The sequence below is a fragment of the Kineococcus sp. R86509 genome, assembly GCF_042466365.1.
GTDB lineage: Bacteria > Actinomycetota > Actinomycetes > Actinomycetales > Kineococcaceae > Kineococcus.
On sequence record NZ_JAXHCE010000001.1, the window covers coordinates 2,960,936 to 2,984,805 of the forward strand.

The 23,870-nt window shown below is 67.7% G+C and carries 13 protein-coding genes and 3 rRNA genes; 12 read left to right on the top strand and 4 right to left on the bottom strand.

The window, feature by feature from the left end; all coding sequences use genetic code 11:
* Positions 1-597: 597 nt before the first annotated feature.
* The 3 genes from SJY07_RS14495 (at position 598) to rrf (ending at position 6,262) form a co-directional block, all read left to right on the top strand.
* A 16S ribosomal RNA gene (locus SJY07_RS14495) occupies positions 598-2,116 on the top strand.
* 672 nt (positions 2,117-2,788) lie between these two features.
* Positions 2,789-5,957, top strand: a 23S ribosomal RNA gene (locus tag SJY07_RS14500).
* Positions 5,958-6,145: 188 nt separating this feature from the next.
* Positions 6,146-6,262 (top strand): 5S ribosomal RNA (gene rrf, locus SJY07_RS14505).
* The 16S, 23S and 5S rRNA genes sit together here, the layout of an rRNA operon.
* A gap of 225 nt (positions 6,263-6,487) precedes the next feature.
* On the opposite strand, the gene SJY07_RS14510 is transcribed toward rrf, so the two are convergent.
* On the bottom strand, positions 6,488-8,251 hold the full coding sequence (locus SJY07_RS14510) for an ABC transporter ATP-binding protein (RefSeq protein WP_380160043.1): 1,764 nt from the start codon (positions 8,249-8,251) through the stop codon (positions 6,488-6,490).
* Positions 8,248-10,089: an ABC transporter ATP-binding protein gene (locus SJY07_RS14515; protein WP_380160045.1), complete on the bottom strand. Its 1,842-nt coding sequence runs from the start codon at positions 10,087-10,089 to the stop codon at positions 8,248-8,250. Before SJY07_RS14515 ends, SJY07_RS14510 begins: the two co-directional genes overlap by 4 nt.
* A gap of 206 nt (positions 10,090-10,295) precedes the next feature.
* Between SJY07_RS14515 and SJY07_RS14520 the strand changes: the two genes are divergently transcribed.
* From SJY07_RS14520 to SJY07_RS14555, 8 genes are all read left to right on the top strand, one after another.
* Positions 10,296-11,009: a GntR family transcriptional regulator gene (locus SJY07_RS14520; protein WP_380160047.1), complete on the top strand. Its 714-nt coding sequence runs from the start codon at positions 10,296-10,298 to the stop codon at positions 11,007-11,009.
* 69 nt (positions 11,010-11,078) lie between these two features.
* Positions 11,079-12,803 carry a glycoside hydrolase gene (locus SJY07_RS14525; protein WP_380160049.1) on the top strand — a complete coding sequence of 575 codons (1,725 nt, stop codon included), beginning with the start codon at positions 11,079-11,081 and terminating at the stop codon, positions 12,801-12,803.
* The gene (locus SJY07_RS14530) at positions 12,800-13,636 is read left to right on the top strand and encodes an aldo/keto reductase (RefSeq protein WP_328293532.1); all 837 of its coding nucleotides are present in this window, start codon (positions 12,800-12,802) and stop codon (positions 13,634-13,636) included. The genes SJY07_RS14525 and SJY07_RS14530 overlap by 4 nt, the downstream gene beginning before the upstream one ends.
* Before the next feature lie 32 nt (positions 13,637-13,668).
* Complete coding sequence (locus SJY07_RS14535; RefSeq protein WP_380160051.1) at positions 13,669-14,625, top strand: carbohydrate ABC transporter permease; 957 nt, start codon at positions 13,669-13,671, stop codon at positions 14,623-14,625.
* Positions 14,622-15,488 carry a carbohydrate ABC transporter permease gene (locus tag SJY07_RS14540; RefSeq protein WP_328293530.1) on the top strand — a complete coding sequence of 289 codons (867 nt, stop codon included), beginning with the start codon at positions 14,622-14,624 and terminating at the stop codon, positions 15,486-15,488. Before SJY07_RS14535 ends, SJY07_RS14540 begins: the two co-directional genes overlap by 4 nt.
* A gap of 40 nt (positions 15,489-15,528) precedes the next feature.
* Entirely contained in the window at positions 15,529-16,971 is a 1,443-nt protein-coding gene (locus SJY07_RS14545) for an ABC transporter substrate-binding protein (protein WP_328293529.1), read from the top strand.
* Positions 16,972-17,045: 74 nt separating this feature from the next.
* A complete protein-coding gene (locus SJY07_RS14550) occupies positions 17,046-18,026 on the top strand; it encodes a hypothetical protein (RefSeq protein WP_380160054.1) in 981 nt (326 codons plus the stop codon).
* A 44-nt stretch (positions 18,027-18,070) separates the two neighbouring features.
* Positions 18,071-19,291, top strand: a complete 1,221-nt coding sequence (locus SJY07_RS14555) for a hypothetical protein (RefSeq protein ID WP_380160055.1) — start codon at positions 18,071-18,073, stop codon at positions 19,289-19,291.
* Positions 19,292-19,307: 16 nt separating this feature from the next.
* On the opposite strand, the gene SJY07_RS14560 is transcribed toward SJY07_RS14555, so the two are convergent.
* Together SJY07_RS14560 and SJY07_RS14565 are read right to left on the bottom strand one after the other, a co-directional pair.
* Positions 19,308-21,401, bottom strand: a complete 2,094-nt coding sequence (locus SJY07_RS14560) for a SpoIIE family protein phosphatase (protein ID WP_380160056.1) — start codon at positions 21,399-21,401, stop codon at positions 19,308-19,310.
* Positions 21,402-21,467: 66 nt separating this feature from the next.
* A complete protein-coding gene (locus tag SJY07_RS14565) occupies positions 21,468-22,361 on the bottom strand; it encodes a LysR family transcriptional regulator (protein ID WP_328293525.1) in 894 nt (297 codons plus the stop codon).
* A gap of 142 nt (positions 22,362-22,503) precedes the next feature.
* Between SJY07_RS14565 and SJY07_RS14570 the strand changes: the two genes are divergently transcribed.
* On the top strand, positions 22,504-23,802 hold the full coding sequence (locus SJY07_RS14570; RefSeq protein ID WP_380160057.1) for an MFS transporter: 1,299 nt from the start codon (positions 22,504-22,506) through the stop codon (positions 23,800-23,802).
* Positions 23,803-23,870 lie beyond the last annotated feature (68 nt).

A 23,870-nucleotide genomic window follows, 5' to 3' on the forward strand; every position in this document is an offset into this window, starting at 1 on the left:
CGGAGGGGCATGACCGGTACGAGTCCGGATTGGTCACCCTGCGGGCTCAGGTCAGTCGGTGGACTGCCGATGAAGAGCTCTGGGTGCAGGGCTGCCGGGGAACCACCCGCAGTCGAACCGGCTCCGGTGGAGGCGATTTGCAGATGCCGTCAGGAGCCGCGTACTGTTCCTCATGTCGCCCCGACGGGGCGGAAAACCGGAGCTTCTGAGCTTGGGTGGTCCGCGTCTGACGGGTGGCGCCGGAAACCTTGATGGTGACTGGGTTGCTGTTTGGCCTGGTTGGTGGTTAAGGTGGGAAAGTTGCCCCTCTTCGGGTGGCCCTCTGTGTGGGGGTTGTTGCGGGTGGGTGCGTCCGGTTCTTGAGAACTCAACAGTGTGCCAAAAATGTTGATGCCATATATGTATCAACCCCCAATCGACTGTCACTGCGCTGCGTTTTCTGCGTGGGTGGGTGATGGTTTGGGGTTCCTTTGGGATTGATCTCCGCCTCTTTCACGCCAGTGGGGGGTGGGGTTTTCGAGTCCAAGGGTCAACTATGAAGTGCTAAAGATCTTGGCTGTGCTGCTGCTTTCGGGTGGTGGTGTGGTCGTAGGTTTTTCGACGGAGAGTTTGATCCTGGCTCAGGACGAACGCTGGCGGCGTGCTTAACACATGCAAGTCGAACGGTGAAGCCCTTCGGGGTGGATCAGTGGCGAACGGGTGAGTAACACGTGAGCAACCTGCCCCTGGCTCTGGGACAACCACTGGAAACGGTGGCTAATACCGGATACGACCTGCCTCGGCATCGAGTGTGGGTGGAAAGTTTTTCGGCTGGGGATGGGCTCGCGGCCTATCAGCTTGTTGGTGGGGTAATGGCCTACCAAGGCGACGACGGGTAGCCGGCCTGAGAGGGCGACCGGCCACACTGGGACTGAGACACGGCCCAGACTCCTACGGGAGGCAGCAGTGGGGAATATTGCACAATGGGCGAAAGCCTGATGCAGCGACGCCGCGTGAGGGATGACGGCCTTCGGGTTGTAAACCTCTTTCAGCTCCGAAGAAGCGAAAGTGACGGTAGGAGCAGAAGAAGCACCGGCTAACTACGTGCCAGCAGCCGCGGTAATACGTAGGGTGCAAGCGTTGTCCGGAATTATTGGGCGTAAAGAGCTCGTAGGCGGTGTGTCGCGTCTGCTGTGAAAACTCAGGGCTCAACTCTGAGCTTGCAGTGGGTACGGGCACACTAGAGTGCTGTAGGGGAGACTGGAATTCCTGGTGTAGCGGTGAAATGCGCAGATATCAGGAGGAACACCGGTGGCGAAGGCGGGTCTCTGGGCAGTTACTGACGCTGAGGAGCGAAAGCATGGGGAGCGAACAGGATTAGATACCCTGGTAGTCCATGCCGTAAACGTTGGGCGCTAGGTGTGGGGTCCATTCCACGGATTCCGTGCCGCAGCTAACGCATTAAGCGCCCCGCCTGGGGAGTACGGCCGCAAGGCTAAAACTCAAAGGAATTGACGGGGGCCCGCACAAGCGGCGGAGCATGCGGATTAATTCGATGCAACGCGAAGAACCTTACCAAGGCTTGACATGCGCGGTGGAATCCCAGAGATGGGGTGTCATTTAGTTGGTCGCGTACAGGTGGTGCATGGTTGTCGTCAGCTCGTGTCGTGAGATGTTGGGTTAAGTCCCGCAACGAGCGCAACCCTCGTTCCATGTTGCCAGCACGTTATGGTGGGGACTCATGGGAGACTGCCGGGGTCAACTCGGAGGAAGGTGGGGATGACGTCAAATCATCATGCCCCTTATGTCTTGGGCTTCACGCATGCTACAATGGCCAGTACAGAGGGCTGCGATACCGTGAGGTGGAGCGAATCCCAAAAAGCTGGTCTCAGTTCGGATCGGGGTCTGCAACTCGACCCCGTGAAGTCGGAGTCGCTAGTAATCGCAGATCAGCAACGCTGCGGTGAATACGTTCCCGGGCCTTGTACACACCGCCCGTCACGTCATGAAAGTCGGTAACACCCGAAGCCGGTGGCCCAACCCGTAAGGGGGGGAGCTGTCGAAGGTGGGACTGGCGATTGGGACGAAGTCGTAACAAGGTAGCCGTACCGGAAGGTGCGGCTGGATCACCTCCTTTCTAAGGAGCATCAACCCCGTCACTGAGTTGAATCTCAGGTCTCAGGCCTCCTTCGTGGGGTATGAGGTGTGGTGGGGATGGGCCAGTTTCGTCGGCGTATGTTCGGCGGCTGGTGCTCAAGGGTGGAACATCAACACGGCACTTCTGGATGCTCATCATCTGTCAGTACCTCGAGTTTTGCTCGGGTGGAACGCGGTGGTGGGGGTCGGGGAGTGTCTGGCGCACTGTTGGGTCCTGAGGGACCGGCCGGCAGCTACGTACTACTCTTCTTGGGACTTCGTGTCTGGAGAGGGTGGTGGGTGGGTGTGGTTGGTGTCTTGGTCTGGGCCTGCCCTGATCGTTCACATCGGTTCGTGTCTCTGCTTTCGGGTGGGGTTGCGGGTGTCTGGTGTCGGTCTCTACGGGGTGGGTGCGGGTTGTCTGTTGAGAACTGCACAGTGGACGCGAGCATCAAGTAGCGCTCCTTCATCTTTGGGTGAGGGGCGTGAAAGTAGTGATGTTCGTCGAGTGATAATCCTCTGATGAGCGGGCTGTCATCTCACTTCGGTGGGTGGTGGTCCGTACTGTCTTTGTGGTTTGGGTTTTTATTGCAGTTTCGCCTTGACCTGCATGTCTGCTCTGCTGCTGTTGTCCTGCTTTCGGGTGGGTTGGTGGTGGTGGGTGGTGTGTGGTGGTCAAGTGTGTAAGGGCGCATGGTGGATGCCTTGGCATCAGGAGCCGATGAAGGACGTGGGAGCCTGCGATAAGCCTCGGGGAGTTGGCAACCGAATGTTGATCCGAGGGTGTCCGAATGGGGAAACCCGGCCGTCGTCATGGGCGGTCACCCGCACCTGAATGTATAGGGTGTGTGGAGGGAACGTGGGGAAGTGAAACATCTCAGTACCCACAGGAAGAGAAAACAAATAGTGATTCCGTGAGTAGTGGCGAGCGAAAGCGGATGAGGCTAAACCAGTTCCGTGTGATACCTGGTAGGGGTTGCGGGGTTGGGGTTGTGGGAGTGTTCTGGACTGGGCTACCACCTGGTCGGGGAGTGAGAAAGTCGTGGTGTAGCCGAAGGGCCTGGGATGGTCCGGCGTAGTGGGTGAGACCCCCGTAGGCGAAACATTGCGGCCTCCTTGGGAGCATGTCCCGAGTAGCACGGGGCTCGTGGAATCTCGTGTGAATCTGCCAGGACCACCTGGTAAGCCTAAATACTTCCTGATGACCGATAGCGGACAAGTACCGTGAGGGAATGGTGAAAAGCACCCCGGGAGGGGAGTGAAATAGTACCTGAAACCGTGTGCCTACAATCCGTCGGAGCAGGCTTGTACCTGTGACGGCGTGCCTTTTGAAGAATGAGCCTGCGAGTTAGTGGTGCGTGGCGAGGTTAACCCGTGTGGGGTAGCCGTAGCGAAAGCGAGTCCGAATAGGGCGTCCTATAGTCGCGTGCTCTAGACCCGAAGCGGAGTGATCTACCCATGGCCAGGTTGAAGCGCGGGTAAGACCGCGTGGAGGACCGAACCCACCAGGGTTGAAAACCTGGGGGATGAGCTGTGGGTAGGGGTGAAAGGCCAATCAAACTCCGTGATAGCTGGTTCTCCCCGAAATGCATTTAGGTGCAGCGTCACGTGTTTCTTGCCGGAGGTAGAGCTACTGGATGGCTAATGGGCCCCACCGGGTTACTGACGTCAGCCAAACTCCGAATGCCGGTAAGTGAGAGCGTGGCAGTGAGACTGCGGGGGATAAGCTTCGTAGTCGAGAGGGAAACAGCCCAGATCATCAGCTAAGGCCCCTAAGCGTGTGCTAAGTGGGAAAGGATGTGGAGTTGCGCAGACAACCAGGAGGTTGGCTTAGAAGCAGCCACCCTTGAAAGAGTGCGTAATAGCTCACTGGTCAAGTGATTCCGCGCCGACAATGTAGCGGGGCTCAAGTACACCGCCGAAGCTGTGGCATTCACATATTAATCTCTCTCAATCAGGTCTGCTGTCCTTGTGGTGGTGGGTGGTGGTTGTGGGCAGGTGTGTGGATGGGTAGGGGAGCGTCGTGTGTGGGGTGAAGCAGCCTGGTGATGGGTTGTGGACTGCACGCGAGTGAGAATGCAGGCATGAGTAGCGAATGACGGGTGAGAAACCCGTCCGCCGATTGACCAAGGGTTCCAGGGCTAGGTTCATCCGCCCTGGGTAAGTCGGGACCTAAGGCGAGGCCGACAGGCGTAGTCGATGGACAACGGGTTGATATTCCCGTACCGGCGTAGAACCGTCCATGGTGAGGCCGGGGATGCTAAGCACCCTAAGCCGTCACTGCCTTCGGGTGGTGGTTGGTGGAGCGTGTGATCCGATCCGGTAGTAGTCAAGCGTATTAACAGGGGTGACGCAGGAGGGTAGCTTCCGCGTGGCGATGGTTGTCCACGTCCAAGGGTGTAGGGCGAGGTGTTGGTAAATCCGCACTTCTGACTTCAATGTCGTGTCTGAGACCTGATGGTGACCCTTTCGGGGGGAAGTAGGGTGATCCCATGCTGCCTAGAAAAGCCTCGGCGCGAGGTTCGAGCCGCCCGTACCCTAAACCGACTCAGGTGGTCAGGTAGAGAATACCGAGGCGTTCGAGTGAATCGTGGTTAAGGAACTCGGCAAAATGCCCCCGTAACTTCGGGAGAAGGGGGGCCTGAGACGTGAAGCTCCTTGCGGGCTAGCGTTTGAGGGCCGCAGAGACCAGGGGGAAGCGACTGTTTACTAAAAACACAGGTCCGTGCGAAGTCGCAAGACGATGTATACGGACTGACGCCTGCCCGGTGCTGGAACGTTAAGGGGACCGGTTACCCACGCAAGTGGGGACGCTGAGAACTTAAGCGCCAGTAAACGGCGGTGGTAACTATAACCATCCTAAGGTAGCGAAATTCCTTGTCGGGTAAGTTCCGACCTGCACGAATGGCGTAACGACTTCCCCGCTGTCTCAACCGCGAACTCGGCGAAATTGCACTACGAGTAAAGATGCTCGTTACGCGCAGCAGGACGGAAAGACCCCGGGACCTTCACTATAGTTTGGTATTGGTGTTCGGGACGGCTTGTGTAGGATAGGTGGGAGACTGTGAAGCGGTCACGCTAGTGATGGTGGAGTCATCGTTGAAATACCACTCTGGTCGTTCTGGATGTCTAACTTCGGTCCGTGATCCGGATCAGGGACAGTGCCTGATGGGTAGTTTAACTGGGGCGGTTGCCTCCTAAAGAGTAACGGAGGCGCCCAAAGGTTCCCTCAGCCTGGTTGGCAATCAGGTGTTGAGTGTAAGTGCACAAGGGAGCTTGACTGTGAGACCGACAGGTCGAGCAGGGACGAAAGTCGGGACTAGTGATCCGGCCGTGGAGTGTGGAATCGCGGTCGCTCAACGGATAAAAGGTACCCCGGGGATAACAGGCTGATCTTGCCCAAGAGTCCATATCGACGGCATGGTTTGGCACCTCGATGTCGGCTCGTCGCATCCTGGGGCTGGAGTAGGTCCCAAGGGTTGGGCTGTTCGCCCATTAAAGCGGTACGCGAGCTGGGTTTAGAACGTCGTGAGACAGTTCGGTCCCTATCCGCTGCGCGCGTTGGAAACTTGAGAAGGGCTGTCCCTAGTACGAGAGGACCGGGACGGACGAACCTCTGGTGTGCCAGTTGTTCCGCCAGGAGCATGGCTGGTTGGCTACGTTCGGAAGGGATAACCGCTGAAGGCATCTAAGCGGGAAGCCTGCTTCGAGATGAGGTTTCCGTGCCCTGTTGAAGGGGTGGGAGGCTCCCTGTAGATCACGGGGTTGATAGGCCGGGTGTGGAAGCAGCGACGAGAGAGCTGTGGAGCTGACCGGTACTAATAAGCCGATCACTTGTCTACCACGCACCAGCTGCCGCCACGTTGTGGTGGGTTGGTGGGTCATGGCGAGTGCAGTAAGACCTAACGAAACAACATCAACTGCTGTTGAGTGTTCGCGTCCATTGTGTGGTTCTCGGGAGAGAACTCGAACACATGCTCCAGTCCCATTCGTGGGGGTGGGGGGTGTGGTTTGATCCTGGCCTTTGTGGTCCGGTGGTCATAGCGGTGGGGAAACGCCCGGTCTCATTCCGAACCCGGAAGCTAAGCCCACCTGCGCCGATGGTACTGCTCGGGAGACTGGGTGGGAGAGTAGGTCACCGCCGGCCACTCACTCTTTGAAGTGAGATGTGTGGGGAGCAGCCCGGAAGGGTTGCTCCCCACACGTGTTTCCGGGTCTGGTGGGGTCGCCTTCCACGGTGTGGTGGGGGAGGGATCTTCAGGCCGCGGGGGTCCACCCGAGGTGAGGGGCGACCGCGTCCAGAACTCGACAGTCCGGACGTTCGGACACACGCTGACGCGGCTCGAGTGGTTTTGAGCTTCTCCTCATCTGATCAGGCGTGCTGTGCCGTCCACGAGGCGTGCAGGCGCGAGTAGGGACCGCCGGCGTGGGCGAGCTCTCCCGCTGAGCCGACCTCGACGACACGACCGGCATCGACGACGATCACGGTGTCCGCGGCTTCGGCTGTCGACAGTCGGTGGGCGATGGCGACGGACGTCCGGCCGCTGAGAACGCCCTCGAGTGCCCGCTGCAACCGGACCTCTGTCGCGGGGTCCACCGACGACGTGGCCTCGTCCAGCACGAGCAGGTCGGGGTCAGCGAGGTGGGCGCGGGCGAGGGCTACCAGTTGGCGTTCGCCAGCCGAAAGCCGTTCTCCGCGTTGGCCGACGGGGGTGTCGAGACCTTCGGGGAGGCCGTCGAGCCAGCCGCCGAGACCGAGGTCGATGAAGGCTTCGCGAACGTCGTTCTCGGTGGAACCGGGGCGGCCGCGGCGTACGTTCTCGCCGACGGTCGCGTCGAAGAGGAAACCTTCCTGCGGGACGGCCACCACGCGGTGGTGCAGTTCCCTCGACGGCAGGTCGCGGGCGTCGACGCCGTTCAGCAGCACCGTCCCGGACGTGGGGTCGACCAACCGGGTGATGAGGCGGGACAGCGTCGTCTTGCCGGAACCGGTCTCGCCGACGATCGCGGTGCGCGACCCGGCGGGGAAGTGCAGGGACACCCCGGCGAGGACGACCTTGTCGGTCCCCGGGTAGGAGTAGGCGACGTCGTCCACGCGCACGTCGATCGGGCCGGTGGGCAGCGTCCGTGGTGTCGCGGGTTCGGGCACGGTCACGGGGGTGTCGATGAGGTCCACCACGCGACGCCAGCCGGCGAGCGCGTTCTGCAGTTCGTTGAGGACCTCCGTCGCGGCTTGGACGGGGCCTACCCACAGCTGGGCCAGGAACAGGAACGCCAGCATCTTGCCGAGGGTGATGTCCCCGGCGAGTCCGAGCAGGGTTCCGAGGACGATGACGAGGGCGCTGACGAGACCCGACACGAAGACACCGGCGGTGAACGTCACCGCCGTCGCGGTCTGAGCCTTCACCGCCTGCTGACGGTGGGCCTCGATCGCGCCGTCGATGCGGCGCCACGAACGGTCCGACGCCGCGTGGGCGCGGATCACGTCGGCGCCCACGACGGTCTCCGAGATGGCGGCGAGCAGTTCGCCCATCCGGGCCCGGACCGCCTGGTAGGCGCGGGACACGGGGCGCTGCAGTCGTTGCCGGGCCAGGACGAGCGGGACGAAGCAGCCGATGACCACCAGCGCCAACTGCCACGAGTAGAAGAACATCAGCGCCGTCGCGAGCAGCACCTGACCGGCGGACAGCACGAGGACGAGCATGCCCGTCTGCAGGAACGTCGAGATGGTGTCGACGTCACTGGTCACACGACTCACCAGGGACCCGCGCCGTTCGCCGCTCTGGGTCAGGACGGCGAGGTCGTGGACGTGGCGGAAGGCCCGCACCCGCAGACTCGCGAGCCCCGCCTCGGTGGCCTGGAACAACCGGACGTTGACGAGCCACGCGGTTGCCGAGGTCACCAGCAGCACGAGGGCGGCCAGCGCGCAGAGGAGGACGACGTGCCCGACGTCCGGGCCACCGCCGGCCTCGACGCCGGTGTCGATCGTCTGCTGCACCGCGATAGGAACGGTCAGCTTCCCCAGCGTGGTCGCCGCGGCGATCGCAAGGGTCACCCCGAGGCCCTCCGCGAACTCCGGCGTGAGTTCCTTCGCCCGGGCGATGACCCCGCGCTCGACGGTCGTTGCGGTGCTCACGCGACTTCTTCCTCCTCGGCGGCGGCGGCGGCGCGCGCCGCGGCTGCTCGTGCGTAGGCCGTCACCAGTTCCCGGTAGCCCGCGTCACGGGCTTCCACTTCGGCGGCGGGCCCTCGGTCGACGACCCGGCCGTGTTCCAGGTGCACCACCTCGTCGGCGAGGGCGATCGTCGCGGGGCGGTAGGCCACGACGACGACCGTCGTCCCGATCCCCGTCCGCTCCAACCCGTCGAGCACGGCTCGCTCGACAGTCGGGTCGAGGGCGCTGGTGGCGTCGTCGAGCACGAGGAGTCGGGGTCGCCGCACGAGGGCGCGGGCCAGGGCGAGTCGTTGGCGCTGACCACCGGACAACGTCGAGCCGCGTTCGCCGACGAGTTCGTCCAGGCCCAGCGGCAGCGACTTCACGAAGCCCTCGGCCTGCGCGAGTTCCAGGGCCTGCCACACCTCGTCGTCGGTGACGTCGAGGCCGAGGGCCACGTTGCCGCGGATGGTGTCGTCGAAGACGAAGGTCGACTGGGGGACGAGCGAGGCGGCGCCGGCGATCGCGCCCTCGGCGAGCTCGCGCACGTCGACCCCGTCGAGCAGCACGTGACCGGTCGTCGGGTCGACCAGCCGCACCAGGAGACCGGCCAGCGTCGACTTCCCCGCGCCCGTGCCGCCGACGATCGCGACCGTCGTGCCCGCGGTGACGTCGAGGGTCACGTCCGAGAGGACGGGCGCGGGGGCCGGGTGGGGTTTCGCGGGTTCCTCGGCGAGTGGGTCCACGGCCGGTGCGGGGTGGCGGTAGGACAGGTCCGTCGTCGAGACGGTCAGCGGGCCACCCGCGTCGACGGGTCGCGCACCCCACGGGGTCGTCTCGTCGGACTGGAGCACGTCCTGCACCCGGGCGTCACCGGCGACCGTGCGGGGGAGGTCGGCCAGCAGCCAGCCGAAGGAACGGACGGGGAAGGCGAGCAGGCCCAGCAGGTAGGCGATCTGGACCAGGTCGCCGACGGTGGTGGTCCCGGCCGTCACCCGCACCGTTCCCAGCACCAGGACCATCAGGGTCCCGAGCGAGGGGAGGGCTTCGATGATGGGGTCGAAGGCGCCGCGGGTCCGGCCGGCGGCGACGTTGGCGTCGCGCAGGCGTTCGGCGTTCACGCGGAACCGGTCGACCTCGTCGTCGGCCAGGCCCAGGGTCTTCACGACGAGGGCGCCCTCGAAACTCTCGTGGGCGGTCGTCGACACCTCACCGCGCAGGTGCTGCACCCGGACGACGAGCGGGGACATCCGGCGCTGGTAGGCGATGTTCGCGATCACCAGCGCGGGAACCACGATGAGACCCACCGCCGCGAGGACGGGGTCGGCCGAGACCATCGCGATCCCCGCGAAGAGGATGAGGACCGCGGTCCCCAAGGCGAAGGGCAGCACCAGGGTCGCCTGCCACATGGCCTCGACGTCCGAACCCGCGGTCGCGAGCAGTCGTCCGGCGGGATGGGCGTGGTGCCAGGCGAGCGGCAGGTCGAGGTAGCGACGGGACAGGAGGCGTCGGTAGCGGGCCTGCAGGGCGTAGGTGAAGGCGCCACCGAAGATCCGGCGGAGGAGAACGCCACCGACCAGCACCAGCGTGATCGCCATGAGCGTCGCGCCGGCCAGCCACACGTCACCGGCACCGACCGAGGCGCTGCCGGTGAGGGCGGGGACGACGACCCGGTTCGTGACGCGCCCGATCATCCATCCCGAGGCCGCGTTGCCGATCCCGTAGATCAGCGAGCCGACGATGGCGATGCGGAAGGGGCGCGGCTCCTCCCGGACGCCCCGGGCCAGTGTCTTCACGCCGATGATGAAGGTGCCGCTCACTGGTAAACCCTTTCACAGGAGGGTCTGCAGCGCGTCTCAGCCGACGGCTCGACGCTTGTCCGAAACACCGGGCGGAGACCCTTGACCGTAGATCGTGCACGATCTACGGTCTACGACAACAGCTCATCGCAGAGCTGAGGTCGAGGAGGTGATCCGCGTGCCGCACCACCCGTTCTCCACCACTCCCCTCAGGAGGGCTGTCTACGATGACGTTCGTGGATCAGCCGACGACGCGACGGTCTCTGGCGCCGAGCCGGCAGATGCTCGCCGACCACGTCTACGACGCGGTCCTCGACCTGCTCATCGACGGCGAACTGCAGGCGGGCGCCACCCTCGGGATCGACGGTCTCGCCCGGCAGTTCGAGGTCTCGCAGACACCCGTCCGCGAGGCGCTCGCCCGCCTGGAGTCCACGGGACTGGTCCGCCGCACCGCCCTCAAGGGCTACCGGGTCGCCCCCGTGGCAACGCCCGAAGAGCTCGTCCGGCTCATGCAGGCCCGGCTCGTCCTGGAGCCGGCGCTCGCCGAGCTCGCCGCGCGCCACCTCACCCCCGAGCTCCTGGCCGAACTCGAGCTCGCCGTGCACGACCTCGCGACGGCACCCCTCGGGCCGTCGTTCCACGAGTTCCGGCAGTACTGGGAAGCCGACGAACGGTTCCACCGGATCATCGCCCGGGCCACCGGGAACGAGTTCCTCATGTCGGCGTACACCGCCCTCGGCGGGCAGATCCAGCGGTTCCGCCTCTTCGGGGGCGGCGGGGTCACCGACTCCGACCACTGCGTCGCCGAGCACACCCGTGTCCTCGCCGGACTCCGTTCCGGTGACCCGGCCGTCGCCCGTGCGGCGATGGCCGCACACATCACCGAGGCCCGGGACCGCGCGCTCGGGGCGTACGACGCCCCCGACGCCGCCCACGCCTGACCCACTGCTCCACCCCCTCCACCACTCCCGTTCGCGACGTCGCGATCACCCACGCCCGGAAGGCGCCCCATGAGCACCAGCACTGCTCACAACCCCGGCCTGTCCACCGACACCAACCACTTCCCGCGCTCCGCACCCAGCGACCCCACGGCGCCGCACGTCGGGTCCGCGACCGTCGTCGTCGACGCGTCCCGCGAGACCGGACCACTGGCCCGCATCTGGGAGAGCATCGGCTACGACGAGATCAACTGGACCTACACCCCCACCGGCCGTCGGCTGCTGAAGACCTTCGGGGAACTCTCGCCCCGGCCGTTCCTGGTGCGCCCGCACTACGTGTTCTGCTCGGGCACCGGCTTCGGGATTCCGCACTGGGGCAACGGGAACGTCTACCACGAGGACGAGCACGGGAACCCGGTCTACGACTTCACCATCGTCGACCAGACCTACGACTCCATCGTCGAGGCCGGTCACCACGTCCTGGTGGAACTCGCGTTCACCCCGCGCGACCTGCTGCCGCCGGAGGCCGACGAGCTGAAGGTCGTCTCGAGCCCCACCGTCTACAGCAACTACGAGGCGGGGGCCTGGGCCTACCCGCCCAGGGACTTCGAGAAGTGGCGGGGTCTGGTCGCCGAGCACGCCCGGCACTGCCTGGAGCGCTACGGGGCCGACGAGGTCCGCGAGTGGCTCTGGGAACTGTGGAACGAACCGGACATCTTCTACTGGAAGGGAACGCCGGAACAGTTCTGCGAGCTCTACACCGTGACTGCCGAAGCCGTCCGCAGCGTCCTGCCGGACGCCAAGGTCGGCGGGCCGGCCGTCACCGGCGGTGGGGTGGAGTTCCTGCGGACGTTCCTGCACCACACCTCCGAGCACGAGACCCCTCTCGACTTCGTCTCCTTCCACACCAAGGGATCGGCGTTCACGCCGTGGCGCGTCTACGGCCCGACGGGTGCGCCCGCGCCGGAGCAGCAGAGCCCGTCGGCCCACAAGATGCTGTACGAGATCCGCCGCATGCAGCAGGTCATCGCCGAGTTCCCGCAGTACCGGTCGCTGCCGGCCATCGTCGACGAGTGCGACGCGGGGGTTCCTGCGCACTTCAGCGTCTACGACAACGCGAACTTCCAGTTCCAGAACACCGAGTACTACCCGGTGTTCCAGGTCAAGCTGTTCAAGAAGATCCTCGACCTCAACGAGTCCGAGGAGGTGAAGGTCGAGCAGGCCACGTCCTGGAGCTTCTACTTCGAGGGCGAGCGGTTCTTCGAGGGCACCCGCAGCTTCCTCACCGCGGGAGGCGTCGAGAAGCCCTTCCTCAACGCCTACCGGATGATGGCCCGCCTCGGCGGCCGGCGGTTGGCGGCGACCTCGGACGCCATGAGCCCGGCCGAGGACCTCGACTCCGGTGACGGCTGCAGCATGCGCGAGGAGGTCGACGTGCTGGCCTCCAGCGACGCCGCGGGCCGGGTGACCGTCCTCGTGTGGCGGCACACCGACGACCAGTACCGCAGCGACGACGGACCGGTGCCCGTGGACCTGCGGGTCGAGGGCCTGTCCGGTCGGGACTACTCGGTGAGCCACCACCGCATCGATGCCGTCCACAGCAACTCCCACACCGCGTGGACGGGGTTGGGGAGCCCGCAGAACCCGAGCGAGCAGGAGATCGCCGCGATCAGGGCGAAGCAGGGGCTCGAGGAACTCGAACCCACCCGGTCGGTCACCGTCGAGGGCGGCACGTTCTCGACGACCGTCGCGCTCCCGCTGCCCTCGGTCTCCATGTTCGTGCTGGAGCCGAGGTGAGCACCCCGTCGCTGGCGGCGGTGCGACTCGCCGACGACGTCGTGATGCCGCAGCTGGGACTCGGGGTGTTCCAGGTCCCGGCGGCGGAGGCGCAGCGGGTCGTCGAGGATGCCCTCGCCCTCGGGTACCGGCACGTCGACACCGCCGCGGCCTACGCGAACGAGGCGGGAGTGGGGGCCGCCCTGCGGTCCTCCGGGGTCGCCCGCGACCAGGTGTTCCTCACCTCCAAGCTGCGCAACGGCGACCAGGGGTTCGAGCAGACCCTGCGCGCCTACGACGACTCCTGCGAGCGGCTCGGGGTCGAGTTCCTCGACCTCTACCTCGTCCACTGGCCCAACCCCGCGGCAGGTCGCTACCGGGACAGCTGGGCCGCGCTGCAGCGCCTCCACGCCGAGGGCAGGGTGCGGGCGGTGGGGGTGTCGAACTTCCTCGTCGAGCACCTCGACGCCCTCGACGGGCCACCGCCCGCCGTGAACCAGATCGAACTGCACCCGACCTTCCAGCAGCGGGACCTCGTCCGCACCTGCACGGAACGGGGGATCGTCGTGGAGGCGTACTCCCCGCTCGGGCAGGGAGCCGACCTGGACGACCCCGCGGTGCAGGACGTGGCCCGGGCGCACGGCGCGAGCCCCGCGCAGGTGGTGCTGGCCTGGCACCTGCACCGGGGGCACGTCGTCATCCCGAAGTCCTCGCGCCGGGACCGCATGCAGGAGAACCTCGACGCGGCCCGGCTCGAACTCACCGACGCGCAGGTCGCGTCGATCACGGCCCTGGAACGCGGGCACCGCATCGGTGGCGACCCGACCACCTTCTCGCTCAGCCAGATCCGGTAGGAGGTCCTTCGATGGCGAGGACGATCACCCCGGTGGACACGCCCGTCACGACCCTGGCGCCCCGTCCGGGACGCCCGCGCAGACGCGGCGTCGACACCCGACGACAGACGATCTGGGTGTGGGCGTTCCTCACGCCGACGATCGTCCTGTACGGGCTCTACACGCTGTACCCGATCGTTGCCAGCTACTGGTACTCGCTGGTGGAGTGGAACGGGTTCAGCTCCGACCAGAGGTTCGTCGGCGTCCAGAACTACCGCGCCGTGCTGGCCGACCCCGCCTTCTGGTCCTCGGTCAAGATCACCCTGGTGTTCATGCTGCTGGTGGCCCCGGCCCGGATCCTGCTGAGCCTGCTGCTGGCCATGGTCCTCAACTCACCGAAGCTGCCGCTGCGCAACCTGTTCCGGACCGTGTACTTCCTGCCCGTCGTCACCACGACGGCCATCGTCGGGGTCGTCATGCAGTTCGTGTTCGACCCGGCCAGCGGGCCGTTCACCGCGTTCCTCAAGGCCATGGGGGCCGAGAGCGGGATCGACTTCCTGGGCGACTCCGGGACCGCGCTGGTCACGGCGGCCGCGGTGTACGTGTGGAAGTTCTTCGGGATCACGATGGTCTACTGGCTCGCCGCGCTGCAGACCGTCCCGACCGAGCTGTACGAGGCGGCGCGCATCGACGGCGCCGGCGCGGTGAAGCTGTTCCGATACATCACCCTGCCGCTGCTCACCCCGTTCCTGCTCATCATCACGGTGCTGACCGTCGAGGACACGTTCCACGCCTTCGACCTCATGCAGACGATGACCGGCGGGGGACCGTTCTTCTCCACCGAGATCATCGAGATCTACATCTACCGCTGGGCCTTCAGCGCCTCGATCCCGCAACTGGGGTTCGCGTCGGCCGCAGCCGTCCTCTTCGGGTTGTTCGTCATGGCCGTCGGTGCGTTGCAGGCCTGGGCCCTCGTCGTCTCCCGTCGGGCCCGGAAGGAGTTGTCGTGAGCACCCTGACCCCGCCCCTCTCGCGAGGACGGCGCATCGCCCAGCGGGCTCCGTGGTGGGGGGTCGTCCTGCTGCTGACCGTCCTCGCCGTGGTCTGGATCTACCCGTTCGTGTGGATGGTGTCGGCCTCGCTGAAGAGCTCGCTCGAGGTCTTCACCGCCGGTCTGAAGATCGTCCCGCAGGACTTCGCCTGGGAGAACTACGCCCGGGCCTGGAGCGACGCGCACTTCGGGCGGTACATGCTGAACACGGTCATCCTGACCGTGTCGACCGTCGTCATCGTCGTGGTGCGCTGCGCGTTGGCGGGCTACGTCCTGGGTCGCTACCGGTTCCGCGGGCAGAAGGTCATCATCGGCATCCTGGTGGCGACCCTGTTCGTGCCGACCGGGTACACGATCATCCCCATCGTCAAGCTGTCGATGGAACTGGGTCTGCTGAACTCCCTCACCGGGATGGTCCTGGCCCTGTCCGGGGCGGCGAACGTGTCCGCCATCCTCATCTACGCCGGGTACTTCCGGCAGCTGCCGAAGGAGCTCGAGGAGGCCGCCACCGTCGACGGGGCGGGCTTCCTGCGGACCTTCTTCCAGGTCATGCTGCCGTTGTCGATGCCCGTGACGGCGACCGTCGCCCTGCTGACCTTCCTGGCCACCTGGAACGCGTTCTTCCTGCCCCTCGTGTTCTCGTTCAGCGATCCGGACCTGCGGACCCTGTCGGTCGGCATGCAGGCCTTCGTCGGGGAGAACGCCACCGACTGGTCCGGGATGGCGGCAGCCGGCGTCATCTCCATCGTGCCCATCGTGGCGCTGTTCCTCTTCCTCCAGCGGTACTTCGTCGAAGGCATCGCCGGCGCAGTCAAGTCCTGAAGACCCTCCCGCACGACCACTCTCGATGAGGAGAACCGTCATGCCCCAGATCTCCCGCCGCTCGCTGCTCGCCGGCGGCGGCGCACTCACCGGAACCGCGCTCCTCGCCGCCTGCGGTGGCGGCAGCAGTGGCGGCAGCGGGGGTCCAGGTGCCCCCGTCACCCTGCAGTGGTGGGACCACTTCAGCGCCCTGCAGAAGTTCCACAAGGGGTGGGCGGCCACGGAGTCCAAGGCCCTCAACGCCTCGATCGAGTACACCTACAACGACGTCAGCAAGTCCACCGAGGCGCTGCAGCTCGCGAACCAGTCCAAGCAGCTGCCCGACATCTACAGCAACGTCGTGGGCCTGCCGTTGCCGGCGCTCGTCGCCGAGGGGTGGTTGCACGAGATCACGTTGTCGGACGAGGCCAAGGCGTCGCTGCCCGAGGGTGCCTACACCGAGGGCATCACGACGATCGACGGCAAGCTCTACGGTCTCCCGCTGTTCAGCTACCAGCAGTACGCCGCGGCGCAGTGGTTCAACGTCGACATCATCTCCGGCGCCGGACTCGACCCGGACGACCCGCCCACCTCCTACGACGACTTCCGCAAGAACCTTCAGGCCATCAAGGCCAAGGGGGGCGACGCGGCCCCCATGGTCCTGGCTCTCGGTGGGGTCGCGCGCATGCGGGAGCAGATCGACGACCTCGCCCAGGCTGGTGGTTTCCCCGGGTTCCAGGGGATGACCTACACGACCGGGGAGTTCAGGTACGACGACGACAGCTACGTCGACGCGATCGAGTTCTGGAAGGAGCTCAACGACTCCGGCCTCATCCTGGCCGGCAGCGGCAGCCTCACGGTGGCCGACGCCCGCACCCGCTGGGCCTCGGGCATCGCCGGGTACTTCCCGGACGGGCCGTGGTGCGCGGGCGGTGCGAAGAACGTCGTCCCCGAGTTCGTGGACAAGATGGGGGTCGGTCCGATGCTCACCCCCAGCGGGGGACCGGTGACGACCTACCGCGGCACGCCGGCCGCGCAGTTCTTCGTGGCCGGCAACACCAAGAACCCCGAGCAGGCGATCGCCGTCATCGAGTCGATGACCACCACGGAGTACCAGAAGGGACTGGCCAGCGGGATGGACCAGCCCCCGACGGACCTGAGCGTCGTCGAGTCGGCCGACGTCATCGCCCCGTACAAGGAACTCGCGACGTGGTTCGCCGCGTCGGTGAAGCGGGCCCCGGAACCCATCGTCCGCAACCCGGCGGTCAGCGCCGTCCAGTCCGCGCAGAAGCCGATCAGCCCGCACCTCGGCGACATCGTCCAGGGCTACCTGGGCGGGGACGTCAAGGACCTCAAGGGTGCGTTGCGCGGCCTGAACGACGCGTTCAACACCGACCTCGACGCCGCCATCGCCACCGCCACGGCGGGCGGGGCGCAGGTGTCGCGGGCCGACTACGCGTTCTCCGACTGGGTACCCGGTCAGGACTGGGTCCGCCCGGCCTGAGCGGCCTGTGGACAACTCTCGGGGTCGGTCCCGGTGTTCGCCTAGCGTGGGTCTCCGTCGAACGGAGGAGCACCGTGAGCAGACACCCGGGGCCGACCCCGAGCCCGTCCGGGGACCACGCGGTCCGCCGGGTGGAGCGGGCGTTCGCGGAGTGGCTGACGACGCACGAGCCGTCACAGCACGTCGGGGTCGGGGACCTCGCGCTGCGTCTGCAGGTGCTGCGCACCTCCCGCCGCGACCTGGCGCGCCGACGGGGCGACCGGCATCCGGACCGGGTGCTGACGACGCTCGTCCCGGACGACGTCGAACTGCTCGTCGCGCAGTCCCGTCGTGCGGCCGAGTGGTGGGGGCTGGAGTCGGTGGCCGAGGTGCGGGCGACGTGCCGGTCGTGGCTGGACTACCTGCGGTTCCTCGTCGAGTCCGGGCGGTGGGAGGGAGATCGGGGGACGGCGGCGGCGGTCCGCGACGCACTGCTGCGCCGGCTGCGCACGGAACGGGGTGAGCTGCTCGCGAGCGGAGGCCACACGGTGCGGAGCTCGTTCCCGGTGGAACTGGCGCAGCTGCAGCGGACCCGACTGGTCCGGGAGGCCGAGGACGTCCTGCGGGGACGCACACCGGGCACACCCCGGCTGCGGGCCCAGCTCGAGGACCTGGGCTTCGGCCAGGAGGACGGTCGGCGCGGTCCGCGGTGGCCGTCCTGGGACTCCCCGCAGGAGGCGGACGCCGCCTGCGCGCGGCGGCGACTCGTCGTGGCCGAGGTGGTGCGCGTGGTGCGGACCCTGCACCACGGCGACGACGACGACCACGCGCGGACGCTCGCCCTGGCGACGTCGGAGAGCCCGGCCGACGTCGCCGAGGGCGGCCGACGGCTGGAGGCCGCCGTGTCGGCGGGAGCCCTGGCCGGGCTCGTGCGGGCCGGCGTCGTGCCCGTCGCCCGGCCGTGGCGCATCGCCCGCGGGCTGCAGCACTCCGTGCACGTCGCGCTGTCCCGGCTCGTGGACGAGGGAGTGCTCGACGGGGAGCTGCGGCGGCCCGTGCTGGCGGTGGCGGGGTGACCTCGGTGGTGGTCCCCACCCGCGCGGGATGACACCCTGGTCCGGTGGCAGCTGCAGACCGGCCCCCCGTCAGTGAGTCCTACGAGCTCGGCCAGCGCGCGCTGGGCGACCTGCGCGGCGACTTCGTCGCGTGGCTCGAGGAGAACGTCGAGGTCGACGAGGAGGTGGGCGCCGCGGCCGTCGCCGAGGCGCTGACCGTCGGGGCGGGTGGTCTGCTGACCGTCCGGTCCGGAGCCGTGGTCTCCCGGCTCACCCCCGTCGACGTCGAGGCCCTCACCGCCCAGGTGATCCCCGCGATGGTCTCCGACAGCGGCACCCCGGAACCCGCGGAGATGCAGGAGGACCTGGAGGCCATCTGGTACCAGTTCCTCGCCTTCCTCGGCGAGACCGGGCGCTGGACCGGGTCCCAGGGCGACCTCGAGACCAGCCTGACCCTGCTGGCCGGTGAACCGCCGGAGCTGGCGGAGGTGTTCGCGGCGGCGGCGGAAGGCGTCGACGAGGGCGAGGAGGACGCGACGGTCCTGGCCTCCTTCCCGGTCCGCGCGGCGCAGGCCGTCCTGGCCCACGTCGGTAAGGGCCTCGTCGTGCCCGACGACGCGGAACTCGCGCCGGACTCCGTCACGGCGGTCCTGGCCCTCTTCGAGAACCCCATCCCGATCACCGCCGACCAGGACGGTGCACCGCAGGACCTCGAGGACGTCCCGTGGTTGCGCCAGGTCGTCCTCACGATGATCGACCTCGACCTGCTCGACGGCGACGACGAGACGCTGCTCGTCCCCGGGGCGGAGGCGCAGGGGTGGCTCGACCCGACGCCGGAACCGCGCGAACTCCGCCGCCTGCTGGTGGGCCGGTTCGTCCTGGACGACCCCGGAACCCTCGACGGTGGGTTCTCGATCACCGAGGCCGTGATGCCGACGGTGCTCGCCTCGGCCGTGGCCGGGAACCCCTTCGACGACGCGGCCCTCGACGAGCTCGTCGTCAACGCCGACGTGCTGGGGCCCGCCGCGGGGGTCGCGGTGGAGGAACTGCGGGAACGCCTCTCCGACCTCGCCGTGTTCGGCGTCCTCAGCGAGTCCGCCCCCTGGACCGTCGCCCGCGGGTACTGGCCGGCCCTCGCGGCCGCCGCCGAGGAGGACGGCGACGAGGACCCGCTCGGCGACCTGTTCGGCGACGGGGAACCGCACTGGCTCGAGAACGTCATGGGTCAGCTCGGGGTCGGCGACGACCAGGTACAACAGATCCGGAACATCCTCGGCGGACGGTAGTCGCCGGGGCCGTGGTTCAGTCCGCCTCGACGGCGAGTTCGGCCCAGACGGTCTTCCCGTCGTCCCCGACGAGAACTCCCCAGGCGTCGGCGACGGCTTCCACGATCCCGAGCCCCCTGCCGCCCAGGGCGTCCGGCCCGGCCGTGCGTTCCTGGGGGTGGCGAGGCGAGGAGTCGTGCACCGAGATCGTGAGCCGGCGTGCGGCACCGTCGAAGCGCAACGAGAGACCGGCGCCGCCGCCGGTGTGCACGAGGGCGTTGGTGACGAGTTCGGACAGCACGAGCTCCGCCTCGTCGAGGAGTTCGTCGGTGGACCAGGCGAGGAGCCGGTCGCGGAGGAACTCCCGCGCCGAGGCGACCGCGCGGATGTCCGGGGGCAACCAGAGGGAGGCGTCGAGGCGGCCCGAGTCCGTGCCCGTGAACGTCGCGACGAGCATGGCGGCGTCGTCCGTCAGGGCGTGCGGGATCGCGGCCATGATGGTGGAGGCGAGCCGTTCCGCGGGCTGGTCGGGCTCCTCCCGCAACGTCGCGCGCAGCGTGTCCCGCAAGGTCGCCTCACCGACCTCGGAACCCTCGCCGAGGACCTCCACCACTCCGTCGGTGTGCATCACCAGCGCGCTGCGACCCAGCAGGCGGTACCGGTTCGTCGGGTACTCCGCCTCCGCCAGGACCCCCAACGGGGGACCGGGGTCGACGTCGATCTCCCGGTACCCGGACTCGTCGACCACGAGGGGCGGTGGGTGGCCCGCCGTCGCGACGGAGAGGAGGCCCGTCGAGGTGTCCAGGCGCGCTAGGCAGCACGTCGCGAACAGTTCCGCACCGAGTTCCAGCAGCAGCCGGTTCGTGCGCCGCAGGACCGTCGAGGGGTCGTGGCCCTCGCTGACGTAGGCGCGCACCGCCGTCCGCACCTGACCCATGAGCCCGGCCGCGCGGGTGCTGTGCCCCTGCACGTCGCCGATGATGAGGGCGATGTCGTGGCCGGTCTGCACGGCGTCGTACCAGTCGCCGCCGATCTCGGAGCCGGCCAGCGCCGGGGCGTAGCGCGCCGCGACCTGCAGGCCCTCCTGCTGGGGCAGCCACGTCGGCAGCAGACCGCGTTGCAGGTCACGGGCCAGGGTGGCGAGCGCCTCGTGCGACGTCGCCAACTCCGCGCGTGAGGACCGTTCCGCGTCGAGCAGCTGGGCCCGCTCCAGGGCCACCGCCACCTGGGAGGCGACGGCGGCGAACAGCTCCAGGTCGGCGTGCTCGAGGGGGGAGCGGTCGCCCCAGCCGACGCTCAACGCGCCCAGGACCTTCTCCCGCCCCGCCAGCGGGACGACGAGCGTGACGCCGATCTGCTCCGGTTCGACCCCCGTCAGGTCCCGGTAGCGGGCGATGTCGTCCCCGCTCACGACGACCGGTGCGCCCGTGCGGACGGCCTCGGAGATCGGGTTGTCCGCTGACCGGTGCACCCGGCGCAGGTGGTCGTGCTCCGGCGGCAGCGGCGGCAGCCCGTCACCGCGCAGTTCCTCGCCCTCGAGCACGTAGACCCAGGAGGAGCGGCAGTCGAGGACCTCGATGACCGCGGCCGGGATGCGCTGGGTGATCTCCACGGCCGTCGCGCTCGTCTGCAGCAACCCGGTGACGCGTTCCAGCAGGGTCGAACGGGAGGCGGTGGCGGCGGCGAACCGCTCCGCGGCGCGGAGCAGCGTCGCCTCCAGCGCCATCCCCAGTGCAGACGCGACGATGCCCGCGGCCGCTTCCTCGTCCGCGGTGAACGGATCGGTGCGGGTGAGGACGACCGCGCCCCGGGTCGAGGACGTCGAGAGCGGCGCGACGACGACGTGCGCGGGAACCTCGGCGATGCCCGGCAGCGTGGTGCCGTCGCACCGGGCGACGGACGCAGCCGCCGCCTCGGCCGCGAAGGGCGGGTCGGCGACGTCGAGGAAGGCGTCACCGTCGACCAGGTAGAGCGGAGGGTGCGATGACGCGCCCGCGAACCAGACGACGCAGTGGTCGGCGCTCAGGGCCTGGCGCCCCGCCCGCGACGCGGTGCGCAGCAGGCCGCGGAGATCGCCCGCCGTCTCGGGGGCGTTGATCGCCCGGAGGTAGACGTGCAGGCCGTGGAGCACCTCGGCACCGTACCCACCCCGGCTGTGCTTCTCTCGTCGGTCGGTGGCGATCGTGGTGGCGGGGGGTCAGGCGGGAGGAGCGAGGCTGGAGGGTCCGCCGGAGAGGACGGCGGCCGCCAGCGCCCGTGAGGCGGGACGGTCCTGGGTCTTGGGGTTCGTGAGCAGCACGAGGTCGATCTGGCCCAGTTCCGGCAGCTTGTGCTGGGGGCCGAGGGGCACCAGCTGCACGGGCACCAGCGAACTGGCCAGGCAGGAGACCCCGATGCCGGCGGCCACGGCCGCGATGAGGCCGTTGACCCCGCGGCAGACGCAGGCCGAGCGGTAGCCGATGCCGACGCGGTCCAGCGCCTCGTGCATCGCGGTCCCGCTCAGCGAGGGGGAGGGGTAGACCGCCAGGGGCACCGGCTGGCTCAGGTCGAGGCGGGTCTGGGGGTTGCCGACCCACACCAGCCGCTCGCGCCGGACGAGCTTCCCCTCCCCGGAACGGGGTGGCCGCTTGCCGATGAAGATGTCGAGCCGGTCGTTCTCGAGGCGGCGGTGCAGGGTTCCGGACTGGTCGACGGTGAGTTCCAGGTCGACGCGCGGGTTCTCCGTCCGGAAGTCGCGCAGGATGTGCGGCAACCGGGTCAGCGCGAGGTCGTCGGACATCCCGATCCGCAGCCGACCCACCGGCCGGGCCCCCGTGAAGTACGCCGCGGCCTGTTCGTGGGAGGCCAGGATGGAGCGGGCGAACCCGATCATCGCCTCACCGTCCGGGGTCAGCGTGACGGAATGGGTGTCGCGGTGGACGAGGTGACGGCCGACGGAGTCCTCCAGCTTGCGGACGTGCTGGCTGACCGTCGACTGGCGGACCCCCAGCCGGGCCGCGGCCTGGGTGAACGAGTGCGTCTGCGCCACAGCGAGGAACGTGCGCAGCTGAACCGGCTCGAACGTCCCCGTGGGCACCTGGCCTGCGGTCATGGTCCTCCGCCCCGTCGCGGGTCATCACGACACGTGATGACTGATAAGCCGTCAACCGGGCTGCAGCATAGCGCTGCATCGGCCGATGATGGTGACGCACAGTGGTCGGAACCAGATGGTCAGCTCGAGAGGTACTCAGGTCGTGACACCGGCAGCCGCCGAGGCAACTGCAGATCCCACCGGAACCACCGCGCGAGAGTCCAGGGGCCGAGCGACGTTCGCCGCCCTGCGCGTCCGCAACTTCCGGATCTACGCCACGGGGCAGGCCTTCGCCAACACCGGCGTCTGGGTCCAGAACATCGCCCTCGACTGGCTGACGCTGGAACTCACGCACTCCCCGGCCGCCGTCGGCATCACGATGGCGCTGACCTTCCTGCCCATCCTCGTCTTCGGGATGTACGGCGGGATGATCGCCGACCGCTACCCCAAGCGGAACATCCTGCTCGTCACCCAGCTGTGCAGCGCGAGCATCGCCACCACGCTGGCCGTGCTCACGATCAGCGGGAACATCACCGTCGGGACCATCTACGCCCTGGCCGTCGTCACCGGGTTCGTCATCGCCCTCGACAACCCCACCCGGCAGGCCTTCGTCGGCGAAGTCGTTCCCGCGGAGCACATCCGCAACGCGGTCGCACTCAACGCGGCGGTCTTCCAGACGACCCGCCTCGTCGGCCCCGCCGTGTCGAGCGTCCTCATCGGCACCGTCGGCTCCGGCTGGGCGTTCGCCGTCAACGCCCTGCTCTACGTCGGCCCGACGATCACCCTCGCCAGCATGAACACCGCCGAACTGCGCCCGGTCACCGCGCTGCCGCGGGCCAAGGGGCAGCTGCGCTCGGCCCTGCGCTACGTCGCCGACCGCCCGCACGTCGGCTGGACCATCGCCCTCGTCGGCGTCTTCGGCACCTTCGGCCTGAACTTCCCGGTCGTCCTCACCGCGATGGCCTCGGAGACGTTCCACGCCGGCGCCGGGCTCTACGGCACCTTCAACATCGTCCTGGCCGTGGGATCCATCGCCGGAGCGCTGATCGCGGGCGGACGCAGCCACTCCCGGCTGCGGTTGATCCTCCTCCTCGGCGCGGCGTTCGGCGCCGCCCAGACCCTCGCCGCGTTCGCCCCGAACCTCGCGACGTTCATGGTGGTGCTCGTCGTCATGGGCGTCACCAACCTCGCCTTCCAGGCCATCGCGAACTCCTCCGTCCAGCTCTGGGTCGACCAGGAGTACCGCGGCCGCGTCATGGGTCTCTACGTCCTCGTCTTCATGGGCGGCACCCCCATCGGCGGACCGATCGTCGGCTGGATCACCGAGCACGTCGGGGTCCGCGCCGGGATGGCCGTCTGCGGAATCGTCCCGCTGGCCGTCGCCGTCGCGATGGCCGGTGTCCTGGCCGCGCAGCCCGTCCTCGCCCGTCGTCGGGAGACCGCGGCGGCGCTCGCCGGGTGACCTTGGCGGGCCTTCCGCCGTGATGGTTGTGCGAGTGCAGCGGAAGACGCTCTCCGCGCTCAAGGCGG